Consider the following 22,738-nt stretch of genomic DNA (forward strand, 5'->3'; position numbering starts at 1 on the left):
CCGTGATCGCCGAATTCCAGTCCGATGCAACCGAAGTTGAGCAGCAAGCGCCTCCGCGGCTCGCGCGTCTCACCCTCTACGCCGTACTTGCACTGATTGCCTTTGCGGTCACCTGGGCATCCGTTTCGCAAGTGGAGATGATCGTCACGGCACAGGGAAAATTGACCACGACACGTCCCAACCTAGTCGTGCAGCCGCTAGAAACGTCGGTCATACGCGAGATCCACGTCAAGGCCGGTGACCGCGTGAACCGCGGCGACGTTCTGGCGACCCTCGATCCGACGTTCTCGCAAGCGGATTTCGATCAATTGCGCGGCAGAGTGGCCGGTTTCGATGCCTCGATCGATCGGCTGGGCGCCGAATTGAATGGAGCCGAGTACGCCGTCAAGGAGCTCGCGAACGCGGACCAGGTGCTGCAGGGCAAGTTGTTCTTGCAGAGGAGGGTCGCTTACGAAGCGCAGATCCAGAATTACGACGCGCAGATCGCTTCCGCTCAAGCCAATCTCAAGACAGCACAGAACGAAGAGGCGGTTCTCCTTCAGCGTCTCGACACGATGCGTTCAATTGAAGCCATGCGCACCACACTGATGGACAAGGAAGTCGGTTCGAGGCTGAACTTCCTATTGTCTCGCGATGCACGGCTCGAGGTCGAGAGCAATTTGGCGCGTGTTCGTGGCAGTATCGCCGACACGACGCATCGGCTGGACAAGGCCCGCGCCGACCAGAAGGTCTTCGCCGAGGAGTTTCGTCGTACCACTTATCAGGAATTGGTGGAGACGGTGCCGAAGCGTAACGGCGCAGCAGAGGAATTGAAGAAGGCCGAGCTTCGTCGACAGTTGATCGTCCTGCAGGCGCCGGCAGATGCCGTGGTGCTGGATATTGCGAACCGGACCGTCGGCTCGGTGGTTCGCGAAGCGGAAACGCTGTTTGTCCTGGTTCCGCGTGACGTGCCTCTTCAGGCGGAGGTCAACGTCGAGGGGCGGGATATCGGTCAGGTGGCGCTTGGACAAGCGGTTCGGATCAAGTTCGAAGCGTTTCCTTTTCAGAAGTATGGAACCGCGACGGGAGAAGTCCGCGTCATCAGTCAGGACACGTTCTCGCCGGATACGAAGGCCGAAGGTGCGCGCCGTGCGCCAGCTCCCTATTACCGCGTACTGGTCGATTTGTCGGACACGCACCTTCGGCTTCCTCCTGAGCGTATTCAACTGATTCCGGGGATGGCGGTGACGGCCGAACTGAAAGTCGGCAAGCGCACCGTGATTTCCTATTTCCTCTATCCATTGCTGCGCGGATTGGATGAAAGCATCCGGGAATATTGACCCGGCTAGGGATGGTAAATGACCATGATCATTAGTCCAAATTTTGGGGTGAAGCTCCTGGTGCCCACGGCTTCGAGTAAGCTCTCGCACAATTCACCGCTGGTGAACTATGCGCTCAATGGGCTGGAACGTTGCTGGTTACCTGAACATCGCCGGTGGTCGCACATTTTCCATCTCGATGGACGTCCTTCGCCAAACGAGTCGGTACCGAACAGCGACGTATTCTATACGCTCAATGTCTTACTCGGGATGTCGCGCGTCGCTGGAGTTCCGAGTGGTCTTGATCTGCCCGAAATATTCAGCCGCAACGCTTCGCTACTCACGAGGCTTCCGGTGCGCAAGTACGCCTTCGGTATGGCGCTGTGGAGCGCCGCCGAGCTCGGCCTCGAAACGCCCGAGCCGGTCAAACGCGAGCTGACGGCCATTCTCGCCGACGAGTCCAGGTGGAAGAGCTTTCGTGCGCAGGATATTGGCATGCTGCTCACGGGAGTCGTGGCTCAGGCGAGGGCAGGCGAGAACGAGTGGTGGCGCTACGCCGGGCCGCTTTTTCGTTTCCTGAAGGAACGCTTCCACAGCGAATCGGGATTGTTCTTCGATGCACCGTTCGGGTTTCGCCGCCGCTTCTCGTCATTTGCGACGCAAACCTATCTCTCGATCGCCTGCTATCAATATGGGGAATTCGCCGGAGACGCGTCCGCGCTTGTCATGGCCGATACTTGCGTGCGCAATCTGATAGCGCTTCAAGGCCCACAAGGTGAATGGCCCTGGTTTTTCGACGCGATGAGCGGCCGCGTCCTTGATTTCTATGAGGTCTACTCGGTTCATCAGTATGGAATGGCCCCGGCACTGCTGGAATGGGCGGAGCGCTTTGGGCAGAGGGGATCGCGGGACGCCCTGGTCAAGGGATTCAACTGGGTACTTGGCCAGAACCAGCTGGACCGGGCCATGCTCGTGCCTGAACTGAGCCTGACCCTCCGCTCGCAGGTTCGCAAAGGCGAATTGACAACGAAGGCGCCGCGCGTATTGCGCGCAGTCAAGAACGCCTGGCTCGGAAAGGGAGAGCGACTGATCGACGGCACTGACGTGGAAGTTCGGCTTGAGTGCCGTAGCTACGAATTGGGCTGGATTCTGTGGTCATTCGGCCAGCGTACTGACTTGCCGGAGCTGACCAACAACTGTGCCTTCGGCGGCGCCTGAAGAATTTCCGTTGCACTAACGATTCCAAGCTACTGCTCGCCGCCCCCGTAGGTGCGAAAGCATCGTCATGGCGCGGTGCGCCCGGACGGCACATAATACGGCAATTGCTTTGAGGCGGACGCCGCTACCATTTAGACGGTCGCTGGTTAGCACAGTCACGGCGTTTGGTGCGAGAGATGCGAAGACGAGCAACGCTTGCGCGAGCCAGCGCAATTGCCAAACAGGTTTACCTTCCGCCATGTTGCGATAATGCGCAATGTGTCGATCCCATTTGGCGTAGAGCTCCTGGAGAGAGCCTCGGGCCGGATGGAAGACGATCATTTCAGGGGTATACCGAAATCGAAGTCCGGCGCGCAGCGCACGTGCCCCCCATTCCATATCCTCGGCCACCTCAATGCCAGCGAAAGGGCCGACGCGATCGAAGTCGCGGCGAAACACCGCCATATTGCCGGTTCCGGAATAACCGTGGCGCTCGATATAGAGCTTGAAGCGATAAGCGAAGACGCTCTCATAAGCCGCAATGGCATCAAGCCTCGCATTCTCCGGCCGCCATATACGAACGTCGCCCCCGAGGACTGTGCCAGCCGGCGACAAGCAAGACCATTTCATCACGTTGCTCAGCCAATCCTGATGCGCCCTGCAATCGGCATCGATGAAGGCGAGGATCTCGCCTTTGGCGGCGGCGACGCCTGCATTTCGCGCAGGGCCGGGACCTGGTTGCCATTCGTGCTGCAGCCGTACGCCAGGATGACCGGCAACGACGTCCACTGGCGGCGTTGCCGAGCCGTTATCTACCACGATGACCTCGAACGAGTGCCGGTTCAGGGTCTGTGCGTCCAGACTGCATAAACAGGCTTCCAGTGCGTCAGGCTGGTTGAGGTGGGGAATAACGACCGAGATCATCGGTTAAATCCTTTATTTAATTCCCGTTAGATCTGCTGTCTCAATCGTAGCGAGGGCGTCCTCGTTTTTCCGCGCCGCATAGCAAATTCGAGTCGATTTAAAACTTGCAATTAAATGGCGCCGGCGTATTATCTCAATAATAATCTTAAATGCCAACTTAAATATGGTCGATCTTTCTGGGAGATAAGGTTCCAATGCGTGCAGCATTCCTGGGGTGCCCGATCGACGTGCTGACAATGGCGGAAACCGTCGAGCTGGCGCACAGAGCCATGCGCAGCCGCCAGCGGCTGCAACATGTGGCGCTGAACGTCGCCAAATTCGTCAATATGCAATCTGACCCCGTACTCGCGGCCGATGTTGCCAACAGCGATGTTGTCGGCATCGATGGCATGGGCATTCTTTGGGGCGCTCGAGCACTGGGGCTTCCAGCAACATCGCGGGTGGCGGGCGTAGATCTCCTTGCCGAGTTGCTCGCGGTATGTGCCCAGGAAGGCTTTAAGCCCTATTTCTTGGGAGCCACTTCCACCGTTCTGGATCGGGCTTTGCAAGTCGCACGCGAGAGGCATCCCTCACTTGTCTTTGCGGGCTGGCACGACGGCTACTTAAAACGCGAGCAGGAGAATGACGTCGTCCGGGACATCCAGTCCAGCACGGCCGATTGTCTTTTCATCGGCATGCCGACGCCCAGGAAGGAGCGTTTCCTCGCCGCCCATCGCGATGATCTCGGCGTGCCCTTTATCATGGGGGTGGGTGGTGCATTCGATGTCCTGGCAGGTACCGTTCGGCGCGCGCCCGTACGGCTTCAGAAGCTGGGCCTCGAGTGGCTGTACCGCATCTATCAGGAGCCCCGGCGGATGTGGTGGCGATACGCCAAGACAAACGCCCTGTTTGCGGGCGTCCTGGCACAAGCTCTCATCAGGCAGGGGCTTCGACACCCCCTTGGTGCGCCCGGAGCCCTTCCGCCGGGTCCGAGCCGGATCGGAGGGTGAGGCGTGCGCAAGCATTTCTTCATTCTTCTGGGAACCCGGCCTGAAGCAATCAAGCTCTTTCCGGTCATCAACCGGCTGAAGGCTGAGCGGCGCAAGGACATCTCAGTAACGATCTGTGCGACTGCACAGCATCGAGAGCTGCTTGATCAAGTCCTCAAGTTGGCCAAAGTGGTCCCGGATTTCGATCTGAACGTCATGACGACAAATCAGACGCTGGATCACTTGACTTCTCGGTTGCTCGGACAAATCGGCGACCTTCTCGAAAAGGTGAAGCCCACCAGGGTCATTGTTCAGGGCGACACGGCAACTGCCATGACTGGTGCATTGGCATCCTACTATCACCGTATACCGGTCTCACACGTCGAGGCCGGACTGCGCAGCGGCGACATCTTCGCACCGTGGCCCGAGGAGGTGAACCGCAAGATCGTCGGCTCGATCGCCGATCAACATTTTGCCCCAACAGAGCGCGCGGCCCGAGCCTTGCGTTCCGAGAACGTCTCCGGTGACCGCATTCACGTTACCGGAAACACGGTGGTGGACGCTCTCATCCTCGCGAAAGCCATGGTCGAATCCGATCCAGGACTCTCGTGCCGCTGGGACGGCATAAAAAAGCGCCACGGCAATCGCCGCATCATCCTGGTGACCTGCCATCGCAGGGAAAACTTCGGCGGCGGCGTCGTCAACATCGTGAACGCGTTGGAGACCATCCTGCAACGGGAGGACGTTGCCGTGGTGCTCCCGGTACATCCGAATCCGAATGTCCGGGACCTGTTTGCGTCTCGATTCTCGGATCATCCGCGGGTCGTTCTTATTTCCCCTCAGGAATATACGGATTTCGTGAGCCTGCTCTCGTTATCATATTTGGTCTTGACGGATTCGGGAGGTGTCCAGGAGGAGGCCCCCACTTTCGGCAAGCCAGTCCTGGTGATGCGAGAAACGACAGAGCGTCCCGAAGGAGTGGAAGCGGGAACCGCTCGCCTCGTCGGGGCGAACTACGAGCGAATCGTTGCTGAGACATTTCGTCTGCTCGACGATGACGAGACGTATGCTGCCATGGCTCGTTCGCATAACCCGTTTGGTGACGGGCACGCAAGCGACCGTATCGTGAAGGTTCTTCTCGATGCCTGAATTCCAAAAGATCAATGTCGTTGGACTTGGTTATATCGGGCTGCCGACCGCGGCGCTGATTGCGAGCCGAGGGATGCAGGTGCTCGGTATCGACACCAACGAACGAATTGTCGATACGGTAGCATCGGGCAAGATTCACATCGCCGAGCCCGATCTCGACGGACTTGTCTCCAAAGTCGTGTCGGGCGGTGCGCTCACAACGTCCAGCAAGCCGCAGCCGGCCGACGTTTTCATCATCGCAGTGCCGACGCCGATCGACCGCGAAAGCCGTCCAGACCTGTCAAGCGTGAATGCCGCAGTCGACAATATCGTGGATATCCTTGCTCCAGGCAATCTCGTGATCCTCGAATCGACATCGCCGATCGGAACCACCGAGGCCATGGCGAAGCGGATTATTGAACGCAGGCCGGACCTGCATATAGGTGTCAACGGCAAGGAGGACGGAGCGATCTACGTAGCCTACTGTCCAGAGCGCGTGCTGCCGGGGCGGATCCTGACCGAGCTTATCAACAACGACAGGTGCATTGGAGGAATTACGCCGACGTGCACGCGGCGTGCCCAGCGCTTCTACAAGATGTTCGTTCGCGGCGCTTGCGTCGGTACTACGGCGCGGGCAGCCGAGCTGGTCAAGCTGACGGAAAATGCCTTCCGAGATACCAACATAGCATTTGCGAACGAACTGTCGTTGATCTGCGAGAGGTTCGACATCAATGTCTGGGAGGTGATCGACATCGCCAACCGCCATCCTCGCGTAAACGTTTTGCGGCCGGGACCGGGAGTGGGTGGGCACTGTATTGCGGTCGATCCCTGGTTCATCATCGACTCGGCGCCGGATCTAGCGCGCGTGATGCGAACAAGCCGGGAAGTCAACAACGCCAAAACGCAGAAGATCATCGAGCGTACTGAGGCGCTGATCGACGATCATCCTTACGCAAACATCGCCTGTTGTGGATTGACCTTCAAGGCCAATGTCGACGACTTGCGCGAGAGTCCGGCCATGGAGATAGCCACGCATCTAGCGGCAAAGTACGGAGAACGGATCAAGGTCGTTGAGCCGAACCTGCGCCGTCTGCCGCCTCAGTTGGCCGATTACCATGTCGCATTGGTCAATATAGAGGAAGCTCTGCGCAGTTGCGAAATCGCGATTCTACTCGTCGATCACGATGAGTTCAAAATGGTGCCGTTGTCAGAGCGACGGCATCTCGATGTCATCGATACGCGCGGCATATGGCAGGATATGCCAGCGCGGACGTAACGCATAAAGCCGTAACCCCCGAATGGATCGAGGTTAGCATGCGAGATAGCCAGCTTGGAATCGGGGTCGTGGGATACGGCTATTGGGGTCCCAATCTCGTTCGAAATTTCTCAGCCAATCCTGCCGCCCGCGTTGTCAGCGTGAGCGACCTCGATCCGGGCAGGCTCGGGCTTATAGCGCAGCTTTACCCCGCGGTAGCAACGACTACGCACTATGACGATCTGCTGAAGGACGCCTCGATTGATGCAATTGCTATCGCTACCCCGGTGCACACGCACTACGAACTGGCGATTGCGGCGTTGCGGGCTGGCAAGCACGTGTTGGTCGAGAAGCCCCTTGCGCCGAGCTCAGAGCAGGTGATGCGCCTGATCGACGAGGCAGATCGGCGCGGATTGACACTGATGGTCGATCACACCTTTCTCTACACGCCGGCGGTTCAGAAGATTCGTGAGCTCGTGCTGAAGAGAGAGCTGGGAGACGTATACTACTACGATAGCACACGCGCGAGCCTCGGGCTGTTTCAGAAAGACGTAAATGTGATCTGGGACTTGGCGGTGCACGACATCTCGATCATCCATCATATCCTCGATGAGGAGCCGGTCGCGGTTTCGGCGACGGGGTCGTGCCATGTTGTCGGTTCGCCCGAAAACATGGCTCACATCACATTGTTCTTCGCCAACGCGTGTGTGGCCCACGTCAGCGTCAACTGGCTCTCGCCTGTCAAGGTACGCCAGACGTTCATTGGCGGCAGCAAAAAGATGATCGTCTATGACGATCTCGAGCCGACCGAAAAGATCAAGGTCTATGACAAGGGAATTACTCTCGATAGGCCCCCCGAGAGTGCACATCAATTTCGAATCGGATATCGCGCCGGCGACATGTGGGCTCCGCATATCTCGCCTAGGGAGGCGCTGCAGACCGAGGTTGAGCATTTCATCGACTGCGCGCGCAACGGCGGGCAGCCGATTTCCAGCGGCATGTCTGGGCTGCGAGTAATCGAGGTGCTTGAGGCGGCTTCGCGATCGATCACGGAACAGGGCAAGCCAGTCGCGATTCGGCAATTGCCGAGCGTGAAAGCGGAGCGGGCTCGGGCCACGGCTTAGTTGGCGGTTGGTCGTGGTTGTTCGCCAGCTAAGCCCGGCGTCGGGAGCCGCGATGAATTCAGTACAGCGTTCAGTCTTGTTCTCTGCGGTGGACCGCTATGCGGGTCTTGTGCTGTTTTTCGTCTCCACCGCGGTGCTTTCGCGCCTGCTGACGCCGAGCGAGTTTGGGGTTTATGCGGTTGTCAATGCGCTTACCGCCGTGATCGCGGCCGCTTTTCAGGAATTTGGAGGGGCAAATTACCTGATTCAGAAGCGTGAGCTGTCGCGCGGGACTATTAGAACGGCGTTCACCATCACCTGGGGGATCTCACTGGCAATTGCGCTGATTCTTTTAGTCACGGCTGACGTTGTATCGCGGCTCTTTGCGCAAGACAGTCTAAGGCGGGGTATTGAGGTTTCTGCGCTGAATCTTCTCGTTATACCGGTCTCCGGAACGTTGATCGCCTTGTTCCGCCGTGACATGCAGTTCGGCACCCTTGCGATCTGCAATTTTGCGAGCAACGTGGCGGTTGCGCTGGTTTCGATCGGACTGGCAGTACTGAACTTCAGCTACATGGCTCCAATCTGGGGTGGTGTGGCTGGGAGCATCGTTCTCGCGGGCATGCTGCTGAGCTGGCATCGCGATTTCAGCGTGTTACGCCCTTCGCTGTCCGAATACCGAGACGTCATCGAATTCGGTCTCTATTCCAGCGGCGTCAGCGTCATCAATGTCTTCTACAACCTCGCGCCTCAGCTCTTTCTGGCGAAGATCCTCGATCTCACGGCTGTGGGTCTCTATAGCCGGGCAATCAACCTGACCCAGGTATTCGACAGGCTTGTCACGCAAGTCGTGAACCCGATTATCATGCCGGCCATTGTGACCAAACGTGCAGCTGGGGCAGATCTAAAAGGCGTGTATCTGGATGCGGTCCAACTGCTTTCCGCCGTGCAGTGGCCATTTCTCACGTCCGTGGCGATTATGGCAAAGCCGATCGTCCTGATCTGGCTTGGTGGAGCCTGGCTCGAAGTCGTGCCATTGGTGCGCATTCTTTGCATTGCAAATCTGGCGCTGTTCGCTGCGTGTCTGACCTATCCTGTGTTCCTGGCAGTTGGACGCGTGCGCGACGCGCTTGTCTCGTCCTTCATCTCGTTGCCACCCTCGCTGCTTGCCCTCCTATCTGCGTCCTTTTTTGGCGTGGAAGTAGTTGCAGCATGCGCGTTGCTGACATTGCCATTCCAGGCAGCGGTGGCGATTTACTACCTCAGTCCGCATCTGGCACTGCGGCCAAGCGAGTTTGGCCGGGCCCTGCTGAAGAGCGGTGCCGTCACGATGGGGACCGCTTCGGGCGTAGCCGTCTGTGCGGTGTTGATCGAGGCAGGAGCTCTTAACTTCGTCGCAGGCCTGATAACAGCATTGGTGGTCGCCACGTTCTGCTGGTGGTGCGCACTGATCCTGACGGGGCATCCTCTGCTGGGGCACCTTCGTCATGCTGCAGCGGGTCTTGCCGAGATGGCGCCCAGGCTGCTGCCCTCACGCCCGGTCCTGTAAGGCTGGCGTGATTGGAGAGAGAGAGAGAGAGAGCTGACATGCCAATAAAGGACACCGCGCTTGGCCGCGACGTGCGCATCGTGCATCCGGATCTGGTCAACCTGTATGGTTGCGTCGTCGGTGACGAGAGCAGGATCGGTACCTTCGTCGAGATCCAGGCGGGGGCAGAGATAGGTGCACGTTGCAAGATATCGTCGCACAGCTTCATTTGCGAGGGCGTTACGATCGAGGATGAGGTGTTCGTCGGTCATGGCGTGATGTTCACGAACGACAAATATCCTAAGGCAACAACCGCGGACGGTCGTCTTCAGCAAGCTTCGGATTGGACGCTGCAGCGCACGCGGGTCGGTCGGGGGGCTTCGATCGGCTCGAATGCCACCATCCTGTGCGGTGTGACGATCGGAGAGGGCGCCTCCGTAGGTGCCGGTGCGGTCGTCACTAAGGATGTTCCGCCCGGCGCTATTGTCGCGGGAGTGCCCGCTCGGGTCCTGCCCGCAGCTGAAAATACGCTTCTGAGCGATCGGCGCTCGTAAGAGCTGCTCCATAAACCATTTTTAAGCGAGATATATATGCGTCACAATTTAATGCTTGATTTAATATGATTATGAGAGTTAATATTTTATTATAATGTTTGGTCCAAACCAAGGTCTTGAATCTTGATACCCTTCCTGGATCTGAAAGCCCAATATAGCCAGATCAAGCCGGAAATCGACGCCGCGGTGGCGAGGGTCATCGGGAGCGGGCACTTTGTGCTCGGGCCGGAGGTGACCGCCTTCGAGGGACGCTTTGCGGGTTATTGCGGGACTGCCCATTGCCGCGCGGTGAACACCGGCACTTCGGCGCTTCACCTTGCCTTGCTTACGGCGGGTGTCGGACCCGGTGACGAGGTCATCACCGTATCCATGACGTTCATCGCGACCACCGCGGCCATTATCTACAGCGGTGCCAAGCCGGTGTTTGTCGACGTTGACCCTGTAACGTGGACGATGGATCCCGGCTTGATTGAAGCTGCGATAACACCACGAACCAAGGCGATCCTTCCGGTTCACCTCCACGGGTTGATGGCCGACATGGATCCGATCATGGCCATCGCGCGTCGTCACGGCCTGGTCGTCATCGAGGACGCCGCGCAGGCGCATGGCGCCGAATACCGGGGACGTCGAGCAGGCTCGATTGGCGATCTGGGATGCTTCAGCTTTTACCCTGGCAAGAATTTGGGGGCGTTCGGCGAGGGCGGAGCCGTCGTAACTCATAGGCCTGAATTCGCGCACCGCGTGTCACTGCTGCGAGATTGGGGGCAGGAGGCGAAGTACGACCACGCCGTCCCCGGATATAATTATCGTATGGACGAGATTCAGAGTGCGATATTGAACGTCAAGCTGGACTACATTGAGAGCTGGACGGAAGCGCGCCGGTCGGCGGCTGAGCAATACAATGCACTGCTGTCCGAGCTCCCATTTGCGCGTCCCCAGCCGCCAGGGCACGCCCGTCACGTGTATCACGTCTATGCAGTCAGATTGGAGGAGCGCGATCACGCACTGTCGCTGTTGCGCGATGCCGGAATAGGCGCCGGGATTCACTATCCCGTTCCGGTGCATCTGCAAAGAGCCTACGCAGAACTCGGCTACCGTGCCGGTGATCTCCCCGTAACCGAGATGCTGGCGAACGACTTCCTCTCTCTTCCCATTTATCCGGAGCTGCAGCCGGAACAGGCAGCCGAGGTTGTCGCCACATTGAGGAACGCAGCGATGTTGCGGCCCAGTGAAGCGGTCGGCGCCCGAACGGAGCATCCACAAAGCGTCATGACATGGTCCCACAACAGGAGAGCGTCTTGATTGATCTCAAGGGAAAGCGCGTTCTGGTCACCGGCGGCGCAGGCTTCATCGGGTCCCACATCGTTGATCTGCTCTGCGACGAGGGCTGCATTGAAATTGTTGCTCTCGACAACATGGTCAGAGGCCGGCCGGAAAATCTCCGGCGCGCGCTCGGGCGCGGACCGGTGAGACTGGTTCACGGCGACATACGCGATCGCAAGCTGATGGAAGCATTGGTCAAGGCGGCCGATATCGTCTTCCACCAGGCCGCCCTTCGCATCACTCATTGCGCGGCCGAACCACGCCTCGCCAAGGAGGTTATGGTGGACGCCACCTACGACCTGCTGGAGCTGTGCATCAAGCACGATATTGAGAAGATCATCGCGGCGTCTTCGGCATCGGTATATGGCATGGCCGAGGAATTTCCGACAACAGAGCGGCAGAATCCGTACAACAACCGAACTCTCTATGGAGCCGCCAAGGCATTTAACGAAGGCCTTCTGCGGGCCTTCAACGATGTATGCGGTCTCGACTATGTGGCATTCCGGTATTTCAACGTCTACGGCAGCCGGATGGACATCCACGGACGGTACACCGAGGTCTTGATCCGCTGGATGGAGCGGCTGGAGGCCGGATTGCCTCCCGTCATCTTTGGTGACGGCCATCAGACCATGGATTTCGTTCACGTCCGCGACATCGCGCGCGCCAACATCCTCGCGGCCAGGTCAAAGATCACCGATGAGGTCTTTAACGTCGGAAGCGGCACCGAAACCAGCCTGACGGAGCTGGCTACGGCGCTTGCGTCCGTGATGGGACGCCGTGGCCTGACGCCTGAATTCGCGCCGGAGCGTTCGGTCAATCCGGTGCCGCGCCGACTGGCATCGACGGGCAAGGCAGAGCGTTTGCTGGGTTTCCGCACCACGGTTTCGCTTGAGCAGGGGCTCGCAGATCTCGTGAAATGGTGGCGATCGGAACGCGATCTCGCTTCGGACCGCCGGCGGCAGGCCGCGGCATCATGATCCCGATCGCGACGCCGTTGCTTGCGGACGAAGAGGCTGATGCTGCGCGCGTGGCCGTGCTGTCGGGCTGGGTGTCGCAAGGTCCGCAGGTGGCCGCGTTCGAGCGCGAGTTCGCTGCACTTGTCGGCGCTCCACACGCCTGCGCTGTCGCGAATTGCACAGCCGCCTTGCAGCTCGCCTTGGCGGCGTTGGACATCGGCGCCGGCGACGAGGTGATCACGGTCAGCCATTCCTTCATCGCGACCGCCAACGTCATCCGATGCCAGGGCGCCACTCCGGTTTTCATCGATATTGATCCGGAGACATACAACTTGGATTGCGACCGGCTGGCTGACGCCATCACCGAGCGCACGCGTGCGATCATCGCGGTTCATCAGATGGGTATGCCCTGTGATATGGCCGCGCTCATGGCTGTGGCGGGGCGCCACGGGATCACGGTAATCGAAGATGCAGCCTGTGCCGCCGGATCGCAGATCCGGGTGAACGGGCAATGGGAAGCGATCGGCAGGCCGCATGGACACATTGCCTGCTTTTCCTTTCATCCGCGGAAGGTGATCACGACAGGTGAGGGTGGAATGCTCACCACCGCGGACGCCGAGCTTGATCGCAAGTTTAGGCTGCTACGCCAGCATGGTATGAGCGTTCCGGATATCGTGCGTCACGGATCACAGCGTGTCATCTTCGAGGAGTACGTCCTCGTCGGCTACAACTATCGAATGACGGATATGCAGGCTGCGATCGGTCGCAAACAGCTCGAGCGGCTGGCAGAACTGGTGGCGCGGCGCCGCGCGGTGGCCGCCAAATATGCCGAGCTACTCGGCAACTTGGAAGGGTTGCGACTGCCTACGGAACCGATTTGGGCGAGATCGAACTGGCAGAGCTATTGCGTGCGTCTCCCGGGTCGCCTCGACCAACGCACCGTCATGCAAAACCTCCTCGACAAGGGAATCGCGAGCCGCCGCGGGATCATGTGCTCGCACCGTGAGCCGCCTTACGCCGAGTCGAAGCAACGGCACGATCTTCGTCAGTCCGAACTTGCGCAGGACAGGTCGATCCTGCTGCCCCTTTACGCTCAGATGACGGACGCGGACCTGTTGAGTGTTGTTGAGGCGCTGAAAGCCGAGATAGCCCAATGATGAGCGCGGCATATCTATGAGAATCCTGGTCGCAATAGCCAGCTACGGCCATGCAAATGACCTGTACCTGGATCGGGTGATCAATGAATACCGATCCATGCAGTTCGATGTCGACGTGGTAGTTCTCTCAAATATCGAAAAGGCCGTTCCGCCCGCTGTCGAGTGTCTAGTTGGGCTCCCGACCAAAGACCCCTGGTCTCTTCCGTTTTTGCATAAGAAGCTGTTTCTGGACCGGCTCAATCTGTACGATCTGTTCATCTACTCGGAAGATGACATTCTAATAACCGAAGAGAATATCAGCGCCTTTCTGGACGTTGGCTCTGCCCTGAAGGAAGACGAGATCGTCGGATTCTTGCGGGTTGAATATGGTCCGGATGGGGAGCGCAACTTTCCGGAGGTGCATGGTCATTTCCGCTGGGATTGTGAATCGGTCAGAGTAAGGGGGGGCTATACTCTCGCCCATTTCACGAACGAACACTCAGCCTGCAACTTACTAACCCGGCAACAGCTGACGAAAGCGATTGCTTCAGGCGGCTTCCTGGTCGCACCGCACGAGGGAGAATACGATCTTCTTTGCAGCGCTGCCACCGACCCGTATACCCAATGCGGTTTCAGGAAACTTATTCCCATATCGCACATAGAGCAATTCTGGGTGCATCATTTGCCGAACAAGTATATCGGCCATTTTGGTGTCGACCAACGCGAACTAGGCTCTCAAATATCGGCGTTGTTGCTGATCGCCTCTCAGGAGAAAAGACGTCGTCCGCTGCTGAATACCGAGACCAGCTTGTGGCACAAGATGTATTCGAAGGATTGCTATGAACCGATCAGAAGCGAGGTCTTGAGCCTGATCCCCAAGAGCGCCGAACGCATCCTGTCGATCGGCTCAGCGTCCGGCGCTAATGAGCTCTGGTTGCTCGAGACCGGAAAACAGGTGGTAGCGGTACCACTTGATGATGTCATAAGCAGCAAATCAGCCGCACGAGGGCTCCAGGTGGTGTCGGGAGATCTCGATACCGCTCGTGCAAAGATTTCCTCGATGAGATTTGACTGCATCTTGTTTCTCAACGTTTTGCAGTTCGTAGATCGTCCGGAGCATTTACTGAGACTGTTTGTCGATGCTCTCTTGCCCGGAGGAGTAGTCCTCATTACGGCACCGAACAGGCCATATGTCCGTTATCGGTGGCAGCGCAAAGGCGGTAGTGGACCGCGCCATAGTCGGCTTAGCTTCGAAACGACGAGAATTCACAACACATCGAGCTCAGTAATTCGACGTTGGTGTGTCGAATCGGGGCTCTCGATGGAGAGGACATCGAAAGTCGATTCACCTCGAACCAACGGATCCAAACAGAATCGTTTGTCCGCCCTTTTTGCCTCGGAGGTCGTCGCGCTGGCGAAGAGAGTGCCTGATCCGAATGAACGCAGAGGTTCGAAGAGAGGCGTTGGAAACGCGAGCGGGCCGCTATGACAGAAAGAAAAGACGCTCGCGCCTGCAACTCGGAACGTACCGAATATTACAGGCATTCACGCGAGGAAATTAGGTCGCTCTTGCCAAATGGAGCATCGAGGATCTTGGAGGTAGGGCCGGGCGGCGGCTACACGCTGCGGTGGCTGAAATCAATCTACCCAAACGTCAAGACTGTGGGGGTTGAGGTCAACCGCGAGCTGAAGGAAGAGTTGGAGGAAAACGCGGATACAGTCGTCATCGGCAATATCGATGATTGTGCTTCCGACCTCGGCCAGTTCGACCTCGTCTTACTGCTTGATGTCCTGGAGCATCTGCCGGATCCCGGGAGGACGCTTCGATCGATCAGCGGGCTTCTAACGGAAGGCGGCCGCATTATCGTTTCGGTGCCGAACGTTGCGCATTTGAGTGTAGCGCTGCCGCTGCTCTTCCGGCGAAAATTTACATATCGGGATTCCGGGATTCTTGACCGGACGCATTTAAGGTTCTTTGTCGAAGGAACGGCCGTCGAACTTCTGAATGATGCTGATTTGATTGTCACAGATGGTTTGGTTGCCGGCATCGAAGGACCAAAATCGAGGCTGATCGACTGTCTCTCGCTCGGGGTCCTTCGTCACCACCTCGTCAAGCAATATATCATGGCCGGACAACGACGCGGCGATGCTCCGGCACAATCGAAAATCGGTTGGAGGAGAGCGGGCAGCGTGCGCGTAACGGAGGGACGCCGGTGAGCTCGACAGATGTAGTCATCCCTTGTTATCGATATGGGCATTTTCTAAGGGATTGTGTCCAAACCGTCCTGACCCAATCCGGTGTGACGTTGCGCGTGCTGATTATCGACGACGCGTCGCCGGACGACACGGCCGAAGTTGCGCAGGAGTTGGCTCGCGCGGACTCACGGGTTACCGTTCTCAAACACGCATCTAATCGGGGTCACATCGCAACGTTCAACGAAGGGATCGCCTGGGCGGCGGCCGACTACCTGGTGCTGCTTTCTGCGGATGACTATCTGTTGCCTGGTTCGCTTGCGAGGTCAGCCCGCATGATGGATGATCACCCTTCTGTCGGTCTCGTTTTCGGTCGAGCGATTGTACAAGAGGATGATCGAAGGGAAGTCGTAGCTGCTCCCGCAGGTCTGGGGCAGGGAACACGGATACTATCTGGAACTGAGTTCATTCATCTCAGCCGGGCCAAGAACATCGTGATCGCGCCTACTGTAGTGGTTCGGACGAGCTTACAAAAAAAGCTGGGCGGATATTCAGCGCAACTGACGCACAGTGGGGACATGGGCATGTGGTTGCGATTTGCCGCGCACGCCGAGGTCGGATTCATTGACCGGGCTCAGGCTGTTTATCGACGGCATACGGCCAATATGTCAACGACGTACTCGCCGGAGCAGGATCTCGCGCAACGAAAGGAGGCATTTGAAGTCTTCCTTAGCAGTTGCGCTCCGGTGCTTGCAAACGTCGACGATCTTCGGACCTGGTTCGTCAACGAACTGGCGCTGGACGCGGTCAGAAGTGCGAGCCGTGCCTTCAACGAAGGAGCAATGGGACTTTCCGATCGGCTCTGTGAGGCTGCATTGAAAATCGACCCAAAGGTCGAAGGAACGCCGCCTTGGTTGGCTCTGGCTTGCAAACGGCGTTTGGGCCGTCGTGCGTGGCAGCTTCTACAGCCGGCCGCCGATCGAGTACGACAGATGCTCGCGCGATAGTTGGTAAAGCCTGCCTGGCCCTCGTGCTGCGCGGACGCGCCCCGGGGCGCAGTTTTCTCCCATTTGACGGAATCTTGTGAGCATGGTCGCGCCCCAATTCAGGCACGCTTATCGTCGCGCGTGAACTAGGGAAATGTCAGCGGCCATCAACGGCATCGGCTCGTCGGCGGGCATTCGGTATTCGGTCATAGATGCCTCGCGAAGAGACGCGCGAAGCCCTAGACAAAGAGCCCAGAATATCCAAAGAAAGTGCCAGTAATGAACTGTCAGGCCGGTGAGCATCGTCAGTACAAGCGCTGTCGTAAATCCCCAATGTGGCGGGTCGTTAGCGACCTTGCTGGCGTTTCGCCTGGCCGGCAGAATAGCTGCAATGTTGGTGAGGGCCACTAGCACAATCATGGGAATGCCGAAGCGTATCGCCAGCTGCAGCCAGACGCAATCGACGGTGTAGTCCAATATTTCGTTGTTCAATGGGTTAAAAGCGAATCCGGTCCATGGCTCCTGGCCAATTTTCAGTAGGGCCAGATCCCAGATCATCAACCTGAAGTATCCTGACACTGGATCGAGTGTCAGATGGGTGATGATCCAGCCGATCGGATGATTGGCAATGATGAAGATAGCCAGCATGCCTCCCGCAACGGCAAGCCAGAACACGCTCCAACGAGATGAATAATTCTTCATAAGGCATTCGTATGCAAAGGCCACTATGGCAATGATGAACGACAGCAAAGGTGCAGAGGACATTGATAGTATGCATCCGAGAAGGCACACGCCCACCCACCATGTTCGCTTTGCAAAGGTCTGTTCGTAAGACATCAACATTGCGCCGGACAGAGTGCAAAACGTGCCGAACAGGATGGGGTGGTCAAATGTCGATGCGGTCCTCAGCAAGTCCGCGCGAAAATCAGCCTGCAGCAGGGGGGCGCTCTGGAAAATGCCGGCCAGAGTCGTGTGCACCACGAGTCTTCCGGTGACGCTGTCTGCGAGTGCCAGGAACACGACGATGATCACGAATGTCTTCAGCACCTGAATGAAAGTGGAAACGGCGGCTCCGAAGAGCAGCCCTCGAGCCACAAAGTACCCTCCGACGTACTCCAGGCATACTGCCGACGCGGATGATAGGCTGCCGTCTCCTCCGACATAAGCCGCCGCCCCGATCATCCAGATGCCGGTTATGGCCGCGAGATAGTCACTTGCTATAAGGTGGCGATCAGCCCTAGTAAGTCGGACGAGGGCTGGTATGAGCAGTATCAGGATGGCAATCCTGCCGACCGTGAGTTTGGCGCCAGACACGTCGACGGCGACGAGTCCTCCTGGAAACAGGATTGCTAGGAGGACAACGTAGCACGCGAAGGCGCCTACATTTCGGGGCTCCGGCGGCAGTTGTTCGCAACTCGCAAGTGTCGAATGGGATAGCAGTGACTTCATTGCTCTCGCGTCCAATGTTCTGGATAAGCTGCAATCAGGATACAACGGCTCGTTCGAGAACTTGCGCGTATCGCTGGATACACGCTTCTGTGTCGAAGCGGACCTTCGCCTCACTTGAGAGGGTCGCGCGAGAAGTCGCCCAATACTCTCGATTTGCGATGATAGAATTCATCGCTGAGACAAGGGCGGCTCTGTTGCGCTGAGGCCGAAATCTCTCACGCGCAACACTATCCCATGTTACGGCCTCGGGATTTTCTAGGGGGTTGGGCACGAGGCAGCCATGTCTGCCGTCCAGACCAATTTGTTCGCGGGCTCCCCCGACATCGCTCATCACAACGGGTAGGCCTGCACAAAGAGCCTCCATTGGGGCGAGGGGCCATCCCTCAAAGAAGGAGTTGAGAACGAAGCAATCGGCCGCTGAGAGCAATGGGGACGGGTTGGAAATATTGTCGCGAAGATGGATTCTATGGCGCTCGGGGATCTTCTTGTGAAGGAGTTGTAGCTGCTTCATATAGACGGGATCATCCGCCCGACCCGCCAGGACAAGATGTGCGTGCGGGAACAATTTTGCGACCTCTGCAAAGGCGACCAGCAGGCCGTATGCGTTCTTCTGCATGACGTGACGGGCCAACGATACGAACAGAAACTCATCTTGAAGACCCAGCCACTTCCTTGCCGCGGTCCGGTCAGTCATCTGCCGGTGGGTAGAATTGAAACCGTTGGGTATCGTGTAAATCGCATCGGCGCTGAATGCCGGGTTGCCGCGCAAATATTGCCGTCGTACCAGGTCGCTTACGGCGATCAGAAAACGAATATTGCGACTTCTCGGCCCCTCTGCTCGCCAATCGGTTCCAATTGGGGTCGGAGCGGCGTGCAGCGTTTCTACTACCGGTATTCCCAGCTCGTGAGCCGCCTGGACCAGCCAGTCTGGAGGTGCATGAGCGCTGATGACGTCCGGCCGTTGTTCCCTGAGCCAGCCAAGGCATTCAGATGGGTATCCATGGATGACCTCAATCCCTTCTTCTTGCAGCGCACGCATGAGACGCCCGCCGGATACAGCCGGGTCTGTTACCATGACCGTGGATCTGATGCCTCTGTCGGGCAGCCGCCGAGCAAGAAATGCCACGAACTCATCGATTCCGCCGGCGTCCAAGACGCTCGTCGAAATCAAGCATGATAGTCGTCGATGAAGTCGGTCTGGCCTTTCAAGCCGTGAGGGGAGGCACGCGGCGGCCTGGTTCAAGTCAATTGCGGGACGGGCACCGCTCTCGCGGACGATCAGCGGCGAATTCCAACCTTCGAGAGGTGCAGGACCCCCCTGAAGACGCGAGAGCATCGCAAGTCCCATTTGCCTTAGGATGCGCGGGATGAGCCAGGAGCGGCGCTGTGCCCAGAGGGCGGTCGTGACCACCGGGGAAAAGCGGGATACCGAAAATTGGCTCACAATTGGCTCCTCGGCCGGAAAAATCCTGAGTCATCATTTAAAATGGTGCTTGTCGATTTATAGCAGATATTCAATATTTAATAAAATGGACTTTTGGGTGCGCCGCTGATTAATGAATAAACGCGAGCAACAAAACCTATCGTGATAGAGGTCGCGGGCTGCTGCGGCTTGCGTGGGCATTCGACATGCGAACGCTCCTCGGCGGATGCGGAGTTGGCTTGCCCAGAACCTGGCTCTGTCACAAACGACCGGGGCCTATTGAACGTTCAGTTCAAGCACCTTTAGCGATAACCGTGTCGTCTATCGAAGGAAATTTCGGGCCGGCCCGTTCTGCCGTTCATTCCATGCCACAAGCCCGTGATCGTAAGCATGGCAGCCGCTGGAGCACCAAGCAGAAGGTATCTCAGCGCGTACAACATCCAAATCGCGGAGTGAAAGACCCAGCGCCACCCGGCTCGACGCCGGGAATAGAGGATACCGTTCCGGGCGGACAGGTAGACCGACAAATGGGACTGATCTCTTGGGTCTACGGCCGATCCGATGGTCGTGCCTCCCACATGGCGTATCAGCGCCCCTTCAGCAACTCCGATACGGTGATTGGCTCGTCGCCGGCCCCAGTCAAGGTCTTCCATATAGAGGAAGTAATCGTCCATCATTAATCCTACATCAGCGATGAAGTCTCTTGTCACGAGCACACAAGCGCCGCTAATCGCATCGATCTTTTCAACCATTTCCGGTGTGAGGCGACGTCCCGCAGGCGAGTTTCGGCCAAGAGCTGTCACACGTCCCGTGAGAGCGGACCATCGAAGCCCATAATTGGCGACCTTGTTCGGGGAATCGTCGAACACCAGAACGCCGCCAACCATGCCGTATCCTTCGGCGGCTTTGGCCACCAACTGTGATAGGCACGTCTCAACAACCTCGGTATCCGGATTGAGAACGAGCACGGCGTGCCACCCGGGTTGACCGAGCAATCTCTCGAGCCAGGCATTAACTCCGCCGCCGTAGCCGAGATTATCAATTGCGAGCGCTATCCTGACCAAATTGGAGCGGGATCGAAATCGACATTTCGCCACGCGGGCCAGTCGCCCTCCCGGTCGATCCAGCTCATTCGAGCAATCTTTCATTTGCTGCAATGTGCCGTGTTCGTGTGCAATGACCTCCATCAAGGAGGCATAAGCTTCCCGGCCGGCATTCTCGCAGATGAAAACATCAAAATTCTCGAGGTCGGACTGGGCAAGTGACTTCAAGCAACGATCCACATCGTCGGGGTTTCCGTACGATACGATGAGGACCGCTAGCTTTGTGGCTTCTTCTGGCCCGGTATTTGACATCGCTCCCTCGCTCGGGTGATGGACGGCCATCCGCAAGCCTTGCCGCGCCCGTCATGGGTCGAAATCGTGGCCTCGCCCCGCCGCCCATGTTAAATATCGTGATAAATTAAATGCGCGGGGTAATCAATATAATATTGAATTGATTAAATCTACGGCCTATGATCCTCTGGTTGTAAGGAATGGCGATTGATCGAAGTGTCACAGGTCATTGAACATAGCGGGTACGAGAAGGCTGCGTCGAGCCGTTTCCGGCTGGCGCGATTTTCGATCTTTCTCGATCTGGTGAACTCGATCCCGAGGACCGATCGTCCGTTGCGTATTCTCGATATTGGCGGAGTCGAAGCCTATTGGTCGGACAAGAGGCGCCTGATAGCCCGACCGACTGAAATAACCCTACTCAATCTGGACGGCGGCGGGCCGCCGAAGGCGGGCTTCATATTTTGCCGGGGCAACGCCTGCCATATGCCGGAATTCGCGGACAATAGCTTTGATGTGATCCATTCGAATTCGGTCATTGAGCACGTCGGTCAATGGTCGAGCATGATGGCAATGGCGAATGAGATCCGGCGCATCGCTCCCAATTATTTCGTGCAAACTCCCTACTATTGGTTTCCGATCGAGCCGCACGCGAGAACGCCCTTTCTGCACTGGCTTCCCGAGTCGCTGAAGTTCCGGCTTGTGATGGCTCGGAAGTGTGGCCCTTACTGGTCCAAAGCGGCGACCGTCGACGAGGCGATGAAGACGATACAAAGCTCGTCCCTGCTGGACAAGCGTATGTTCGCTGCATTGTTTCCCGACGCGTCGATCATCTCAGAGAAAATCCTCGGCGTAACTAAATCCCTTATGGCTGCACGAAAGCGCTCTTGATATGTGAGGGAGCGTAAATGGACGGTCAGCTCAGAGAGGTCGATTTATCGCCGAGAGAGGAGAGCGGTTGCGGTGTTGACCAACAGAGGACGTCTTCCTGACGGAGCCGAATAACCGACGGTTGGCGCAAGAGAACTTGAACCGCACCGCGGTTCAATGTTGCGTATGCAAGGCCCCCCGAACGAATTGATGATCGGGCTTCTCGTCTTTTGTCATGGCGAGCGAGCGAGTCGCATCAGTGGTAGCAGGCGCGTCCGAGGTCGTTTAGAATGAAATCCTTGCTCGTTTGGGTCGCCGCGCTAATGTTGATCGCGTCTTCCGATGAAGATGACGCCCGCATTGCGCAAGAGAGCAGCGGCAAGGTCGAATGCACGGCCAACCGTTGCGATGTCAGCGAGCAAAGGGTTTCATCTGCAGCACCTCAGCATCCGGAAGTGCTAAGGCGGTATGCCGTGCGGCCGGGTTGGAGTGTCGCCGGCGTCGATTACGCAGTCGGAGCGGCATCAACATCACTCAAGGATCCGGCGACCATCTCGATGGCGGGTGTTTCGATAGATGCATCGAGCCGCACGATCACAATCAGCGGAAGCAACATCACGCTCGATGGGTATGATTTTTCGCTTCACGGCGGATATCAGGTGACGCTCGCAGGAGCGAATGCGACGATCTCGAACAGCAATTTTGCGATTGGCACCAATCAGGGATCATATTTGATCTACGGGAGCTCGGCGGCTTCCAATCTGACCATCACGCATAACACCTTTGACGGCAGCGCCATCGGTAACGCCACATCGTTCATCGGCTTCGCGGGTTCGGGCCAGGTCACGATGGAGTACAATTGGTTCAAGAGGTTTCCGCAGCACGTCGTCGAATTCACGCAGGCAAACGGCAGCCCAAGCTTCTCCGTCGTCTACAAATATAATCTGATCGAGCAAGGGGCGATTAAAGGCGGCGCCCATCTGAATTTCCTGCAGTTCGGCGGTGGTACCGCGAGCTCGGTGGATGTCGAGTTCAACACCACCTATCAGACGCCGCAGGCCTCGGGAGGCGAGGGCTTCCAGTTCTACAGCAATACTCAGGGCGGGGTGATCCAGG

At 57.6% G+C, this 22,738-nt stretch carries 20 protein-coding genes; 16 read left to right on the forward strand and 4 right to left on the reverse strand.

What is annotated here, in order from left to right:
• Positions 1 to 2: 2 nt before the first annotated feature.
• Together A3AS_RS0103010 and A3AS_RS0103015 are read left to right on the forward strand one after the other, a co-directional pair.
• A complete protein-coding gene (locus tag A3AS_RS0103010; protein WP_018316126.1) occupies positions 3 to 1,319 on the forward strand; it encodes an HlyD family type I secretion periplasmic adaptor subunit in 1,317 nt (438 codons plus the stop codon).
• A gap of 18 nt (positions 1,320 to 1,337) precedes the next feature.
• Positions 1,338 to 2,516 carry a hypothetical protein gene (locus A3AS_RS0103015; RefSeq protein WP_245283136.1) on the forward strand — a complete coding sequence of 393 codons (1,179 nt, stop codon included), beginning with the start codon at positions 1,338 to 1,340 and terminating at the stop codon, positions 2,514 to 2,516.
• A 15-nt stretch (positions 2,517 to 2,531) separates the two neighbouring features.
• On the opposite strand, the gene A3AS_RS44705 is transcribed toward A3AS_RS0103015, so the two are convergent.
• Complete coding sequence (locus A3AS_RS44705; protein ID WP_084674782.1) at positions 2,532 to 3,419, reverse strand: glycosyltransferase family 2 protein; 888 nt, start codon at positions 3,417 to 3,419, stop codon at positions 2,532 to 2,534.
• 194 nt (positions 3,420 to 3,613) lie between these two features.
• Between A3AS_RS44705 and A3AS_RS0103025 the strand changes: the two genes are divergently transcribed.
• The 12 genes from A3AS_RS0103025 to A3AS_RS0103080 all read left to right on the forward strand — a co-directional run bounded on the left by A3AS_RS0103025 (position 3,614) and on the right by A3AS_RS0103080 (position 16,570).
• Positions 3,614 to 4,408 carry a WecB/TagA/CpsF family glycosyltransferase gene (locus A3AS_RS0103025; RefSeq protein ID WP_018316129.1) on the forward strand — a complete coding sequence of 265 codons (795 nt, stop codon included), beginning with the start codon at positions 3,614 to 3,616 and terminating at the stop codon, positions 4,406 to 4,408.
• Positions 4,409 to 4,411: 3 nt separating this feature from the next.
• Positions 4,412 to 5,536 (forward strand): non-hydrolyzing UDP-N-acetylglucosamine 2-epimerase, encoded by a 1,125-nt coding sequence (wecB, locus tag A3AS_RS0103030; RefSeq protein ID WP_018316130.1) that lies wholly within the window; start codon positions 4,412 to 4,414, stop codon positions 5,534 to 5,536.
• Positions 5,529 to 6,791, forward strand: a complete 1,263-nt coding sequence (wecC, locus tag A3AS_RS0103035; protein ID WP_018316131.1) for a UDP-N-acetyl-D-mannosamine dehydrogenase — start codon at positions 5,529 to 5,531, stop codon at positions 6,789 to 6,791. The genes wecB and wecC overlap by 8 nt, the downstream gene beginning before the upstream one ends.
• Before the next feature lie 38 nt (positions 6,792 to 6,829).
• The gene (locus A3AS_RS0103040; protein WP_049814775.1) at positions 6,830 to 7,894 is read left to right on the forward strand and encodes a Gfo/Idh/MocA family protein; all 1,065 of its coding nucleotides are present in this window, start codon (positions 6,830 to 6,832) and stop codon (positions 7,892 to 7,894) included.
• Positions 7,895 to 7,946: 52 nt separating this feature from the next.
• Positions 7,947 to 9,422, forward strand: a complete 1,476-nt coding sequence (locus A3AS_RS0103045; protein ID WP_049814762.1) for an oligosaccharide flippase family protein — start codon at positions 7,947 to 7,949, stop codon at positions 9,420 to 9,422.
• 38 nt (positions 9,423 to 9,460) lie between these two features.
• Positions 9,461 to 9,955, forward strand: coding sequence for an acyltransferase (locus A3AS_RS0103050; protein ID WP_018316134.1), 495 nt, complete (start codon positions 9,461 to 9,463; stop codon positions 9,953 to 9,955).
• Positions 9,956 to 10,078: 123 nt separating this feature from the next.
• Positions 10,079 to 11,257 carry a DegT/DnrJ/EryC1/StrS aminotransferase family protein gene (locus A3AS_RS0103055; protein ID WP_018316135.1) on the forward strand — a complete coding sequence of 393 codons (1,179 nt, stop codon included), beginning with the start codon at positions 10,079 to 10,081 and terminating at the stop codon, positions 11,255 to 11,257.
• Positions 11,230 to 12,255: an NAD-dependent epimerase/dehydratase family protein gene (locus A3AS_RS0103060; RefSeq protein WP_049814763.1), complete on the forward strand. Its 1,026-nt coding sequence runs from the start codon at positions 11,230 to 11,232 to the stop codon at positions 12,253 to 12,255. Before A3AS_RS0103055 ends, A3AS_RS0103060 begins: the two co-directional genes overlap by 28 nt.
• A complete protein-coding gene (locus tag A3AS_RS0103065) occupies positions 12,252 to 13,391 on the forward strand; it encodes a DegT/DnrJ/EryC1/StrS aminotransferase family protein (RefSeq protein ID WP_018316137.1) in 1,140 nt (379 codons plus the stop codon). The genes A3AS_RS0103060 and A3AS_RS0103065 overlap by 4 nt, the downstream gene beginning before the upstream one ends.
• A gap of 16 nt (positions 13,392 to 13,407) precedes the next feature.
• Positions 13,408 to 14,859, forward strand: a complete 1,452-nt coding sequence (locus tag A3AS_RS0103070) for a bifunctional 2-polyprenyl-6-hydroxyphenol methylase/3-demethylubiquinol 3-O-methyltransferase UbiG (protein WP_018316138.1) — start codon at positions 13,408 to 13,410, stop codon at positions 14,857 to 14,859.
• Positions 14,856 to 15,587 (forward strand): bifunctional 2-polyprenyl-6-hydroxyphenol methylase/3-demethylubiquinol 3-O-methyltransferase UbiG, encoded by a 732-nt coding sequence (locus A3AS_RS43195; protein WP_063707516.1) that lies wholly within the window; start codon positions 14,856 to 14,858, stop codon positions 15,585 to 15,587. The genes A3AS_RS0103070 and A3AS_RS43195 overlap by 4 nt, the downstream gene beginning before the upstream one ends.
• Positions 15,584 to 16,570: a glycosyltransferase family 2 protein gene (locus tag A3AS_RS0103080; protein WP_026201616.1), complete on the forward strand. Its 987-nt coding sequence runs from the start codon at positions 15,584 to 15,586 to the stop codon at positions 16,568 to 16,570. Before A3AS_RS43195 ends, A3AS_RS0103080 begins: the two co-directional genes overlap by 4 nt.
• Before the next feature lie 108 nt (positions 16,571 to 16,678).
• Here the strand turns inward: A3AS_RS0103080 and A3AS_RS0103085 are convergent, their stop codons facing one another.
• The 3 genes from A3AS_RS0103085 to A3AS_RS0103095 form a co-directional block, all read right to left on the reverse strand.
• Positions 16,679 to 17,998 carry an O-antigen ligase gene (locus tag A3AS_RS0103085; RefSeq protein WP_018316141.1) on the reverse strand — a complete coding sequence of 440 codons (1,320 nt, stop codon included), beginning with the start codon at positions 17,996 to 17,998 and terminating at the stop codon, positions 16,679 to 16,681.
• Positions 17,999 to 18,032: 34 nt separating this feature from the next.
• On the reverse strand, positions 18,033 to 19,169 hold the full coding sequence (locus A3AS_RS0103090; RefSeq protein ID WP_245283137.1) for a glycosyltransferase family 4 protein: 1,137 nt from the start codon (positions 19,167 to 19,169) through the stop codon (positions 18,033 to 18,035).
• Positions 19,170 to 19,723: 554 nt separating this feature from the next.
• Positions 19,724 to 20,692: a glycosyltransferase family 2 protein gene (locus tag A3AS_RS0103095; RefSeq protein WP_245283138.1), complete on the reverse strand. Its 969-nt coding sequence runs from the start codon at positions 20,690 to 20,692 to the stop codon at positions 19,724 to 19,726.
• Between the two features lie 279 nt (positions 20,693 to 20,971).
• Here A3AS_RS0103095 and A3AS_RS48850 point away from each other — a divergent pair, with 279 nt between their 5' ends.
• On the forward strand, positions 20,972 to 21,643 hold the full coding sequence (locus A3AS_RS48850) for a class I SAM-dependent methyltransferase (protein ID WP_244550820.1): 672 nt from the start codon (positions 20,972 to 20,974) through the stop codon (positions 21,641 to 21,643).
• 269 nt (positions 21,644 to 21,912) lie between these two features.
• The coding region (locus tag A3AS_RS0103105; protein ID WP_157644197.1) for a hypothetical protein at positions 21,913 to 22,738 on the forward strand (826 nt) is incomplete at its 3' end.

The organism is Bradyrhizobium sp. WSM2793 (assembly GCF_000379585.1).
Lineage (GTDB): Bacteria > Pseudomonadota > Alphaproteobacteria > Rhizobiales > Xanthobacteraceae > Bradyrhizobium.

What these genes read in the sequence shown, in the direction of transcription:
- A3AS_RS44705 (WP_084674782.1), bottom strand. Translation starts at nt 3,419, where the DNA reads ATGATCTCGGTCGTTATTCCCCACCTCAACCAGCCTGACGCACTGGAA.
- A3AS_RS0103045 (WP_049814762.1), top strand. Translation starts at nt 7,947, where the DNA reads ATGAATTCAGTACAGCGTTCAGTCTTGTTCTCTGCGGTGGACCGCTAT.
- A3AS_RS0103070 (WP_018316138.1), top strand. Translation starts at nt 13,408, where the DNA reads ATGAGAATCCTGGTCGCAATAGCCAGCTACGGCCATGCAAATGACCTG.
- A3AS_RS0103040 (WP_049814775.1), top strand. Translation starts at nt 6,830, where the DNA reads ATGCGAGATAGCCAGCTTGGAATCGGGGTCGTGGGATACGGCTATTGG.
- A3AS_RS0103050 (WP_018316134.1), top strand. Translation starts at nt 9,461, where the DNA reads ATGCCAATAAAGGACACCGCGCTTGGCCGCGACGTGCGCATCGTGCAT.
- A3AS_RS0103065 (WP_018316137.1), top strand. Translation starts at nt 12,252, where the DNA reads ATGATCCCGATCGCGACGCCGTTGCTTGCGGACGAAGAGGCTGATGCT.
- A3AS_RS0103025 (WP_018316129.1), top strand. Translation starts at nt 3,614, where the DNA reads ATGCGTGCAGCATTCCTGGGGTGCCCGATCGACGTGCTGACAATGGCG.
- A3AS_RS0103085 (WP_018316141.1), bottom strand. Translation starts at nt 17,998, where the DNA reads ATGAAGTCACTGCTATCCCATTCGACACTTGCGAGTTGCGAACAACTG.
- A3AS_RS43195 (WP_063707516.1), top strand. Translation starts at nt 14,856, where the DNA reads ATGACAGAAAGAAAAGACGCTCGCGCCTGCAACTCGGAACGTACCGAA.
- A3AS_RS0103060 (WP_049814763.1), top strand. Translation starts at nt 11,230, where the DNA reads ATGGTCCCACAACAGGAGAGCGTCTTGATTGATCTCAAGGGAAAGCGC.
- wecC (WP_018316131.1), top strand. Translation starts at nt 5,529, where the DNA reads ATGCCTGAATTCCAAAAGATCAATGTCGTTGGACTTGGTTATATCGGG.
- A3AS_RS0103015 (WP_245283136.1), top strand. Translation starts at nt 1,338, where the DNA reads ATGACCATGATCATTAGTCCAAATTTTGGGGTGAAGCTCCTGGTGCCC.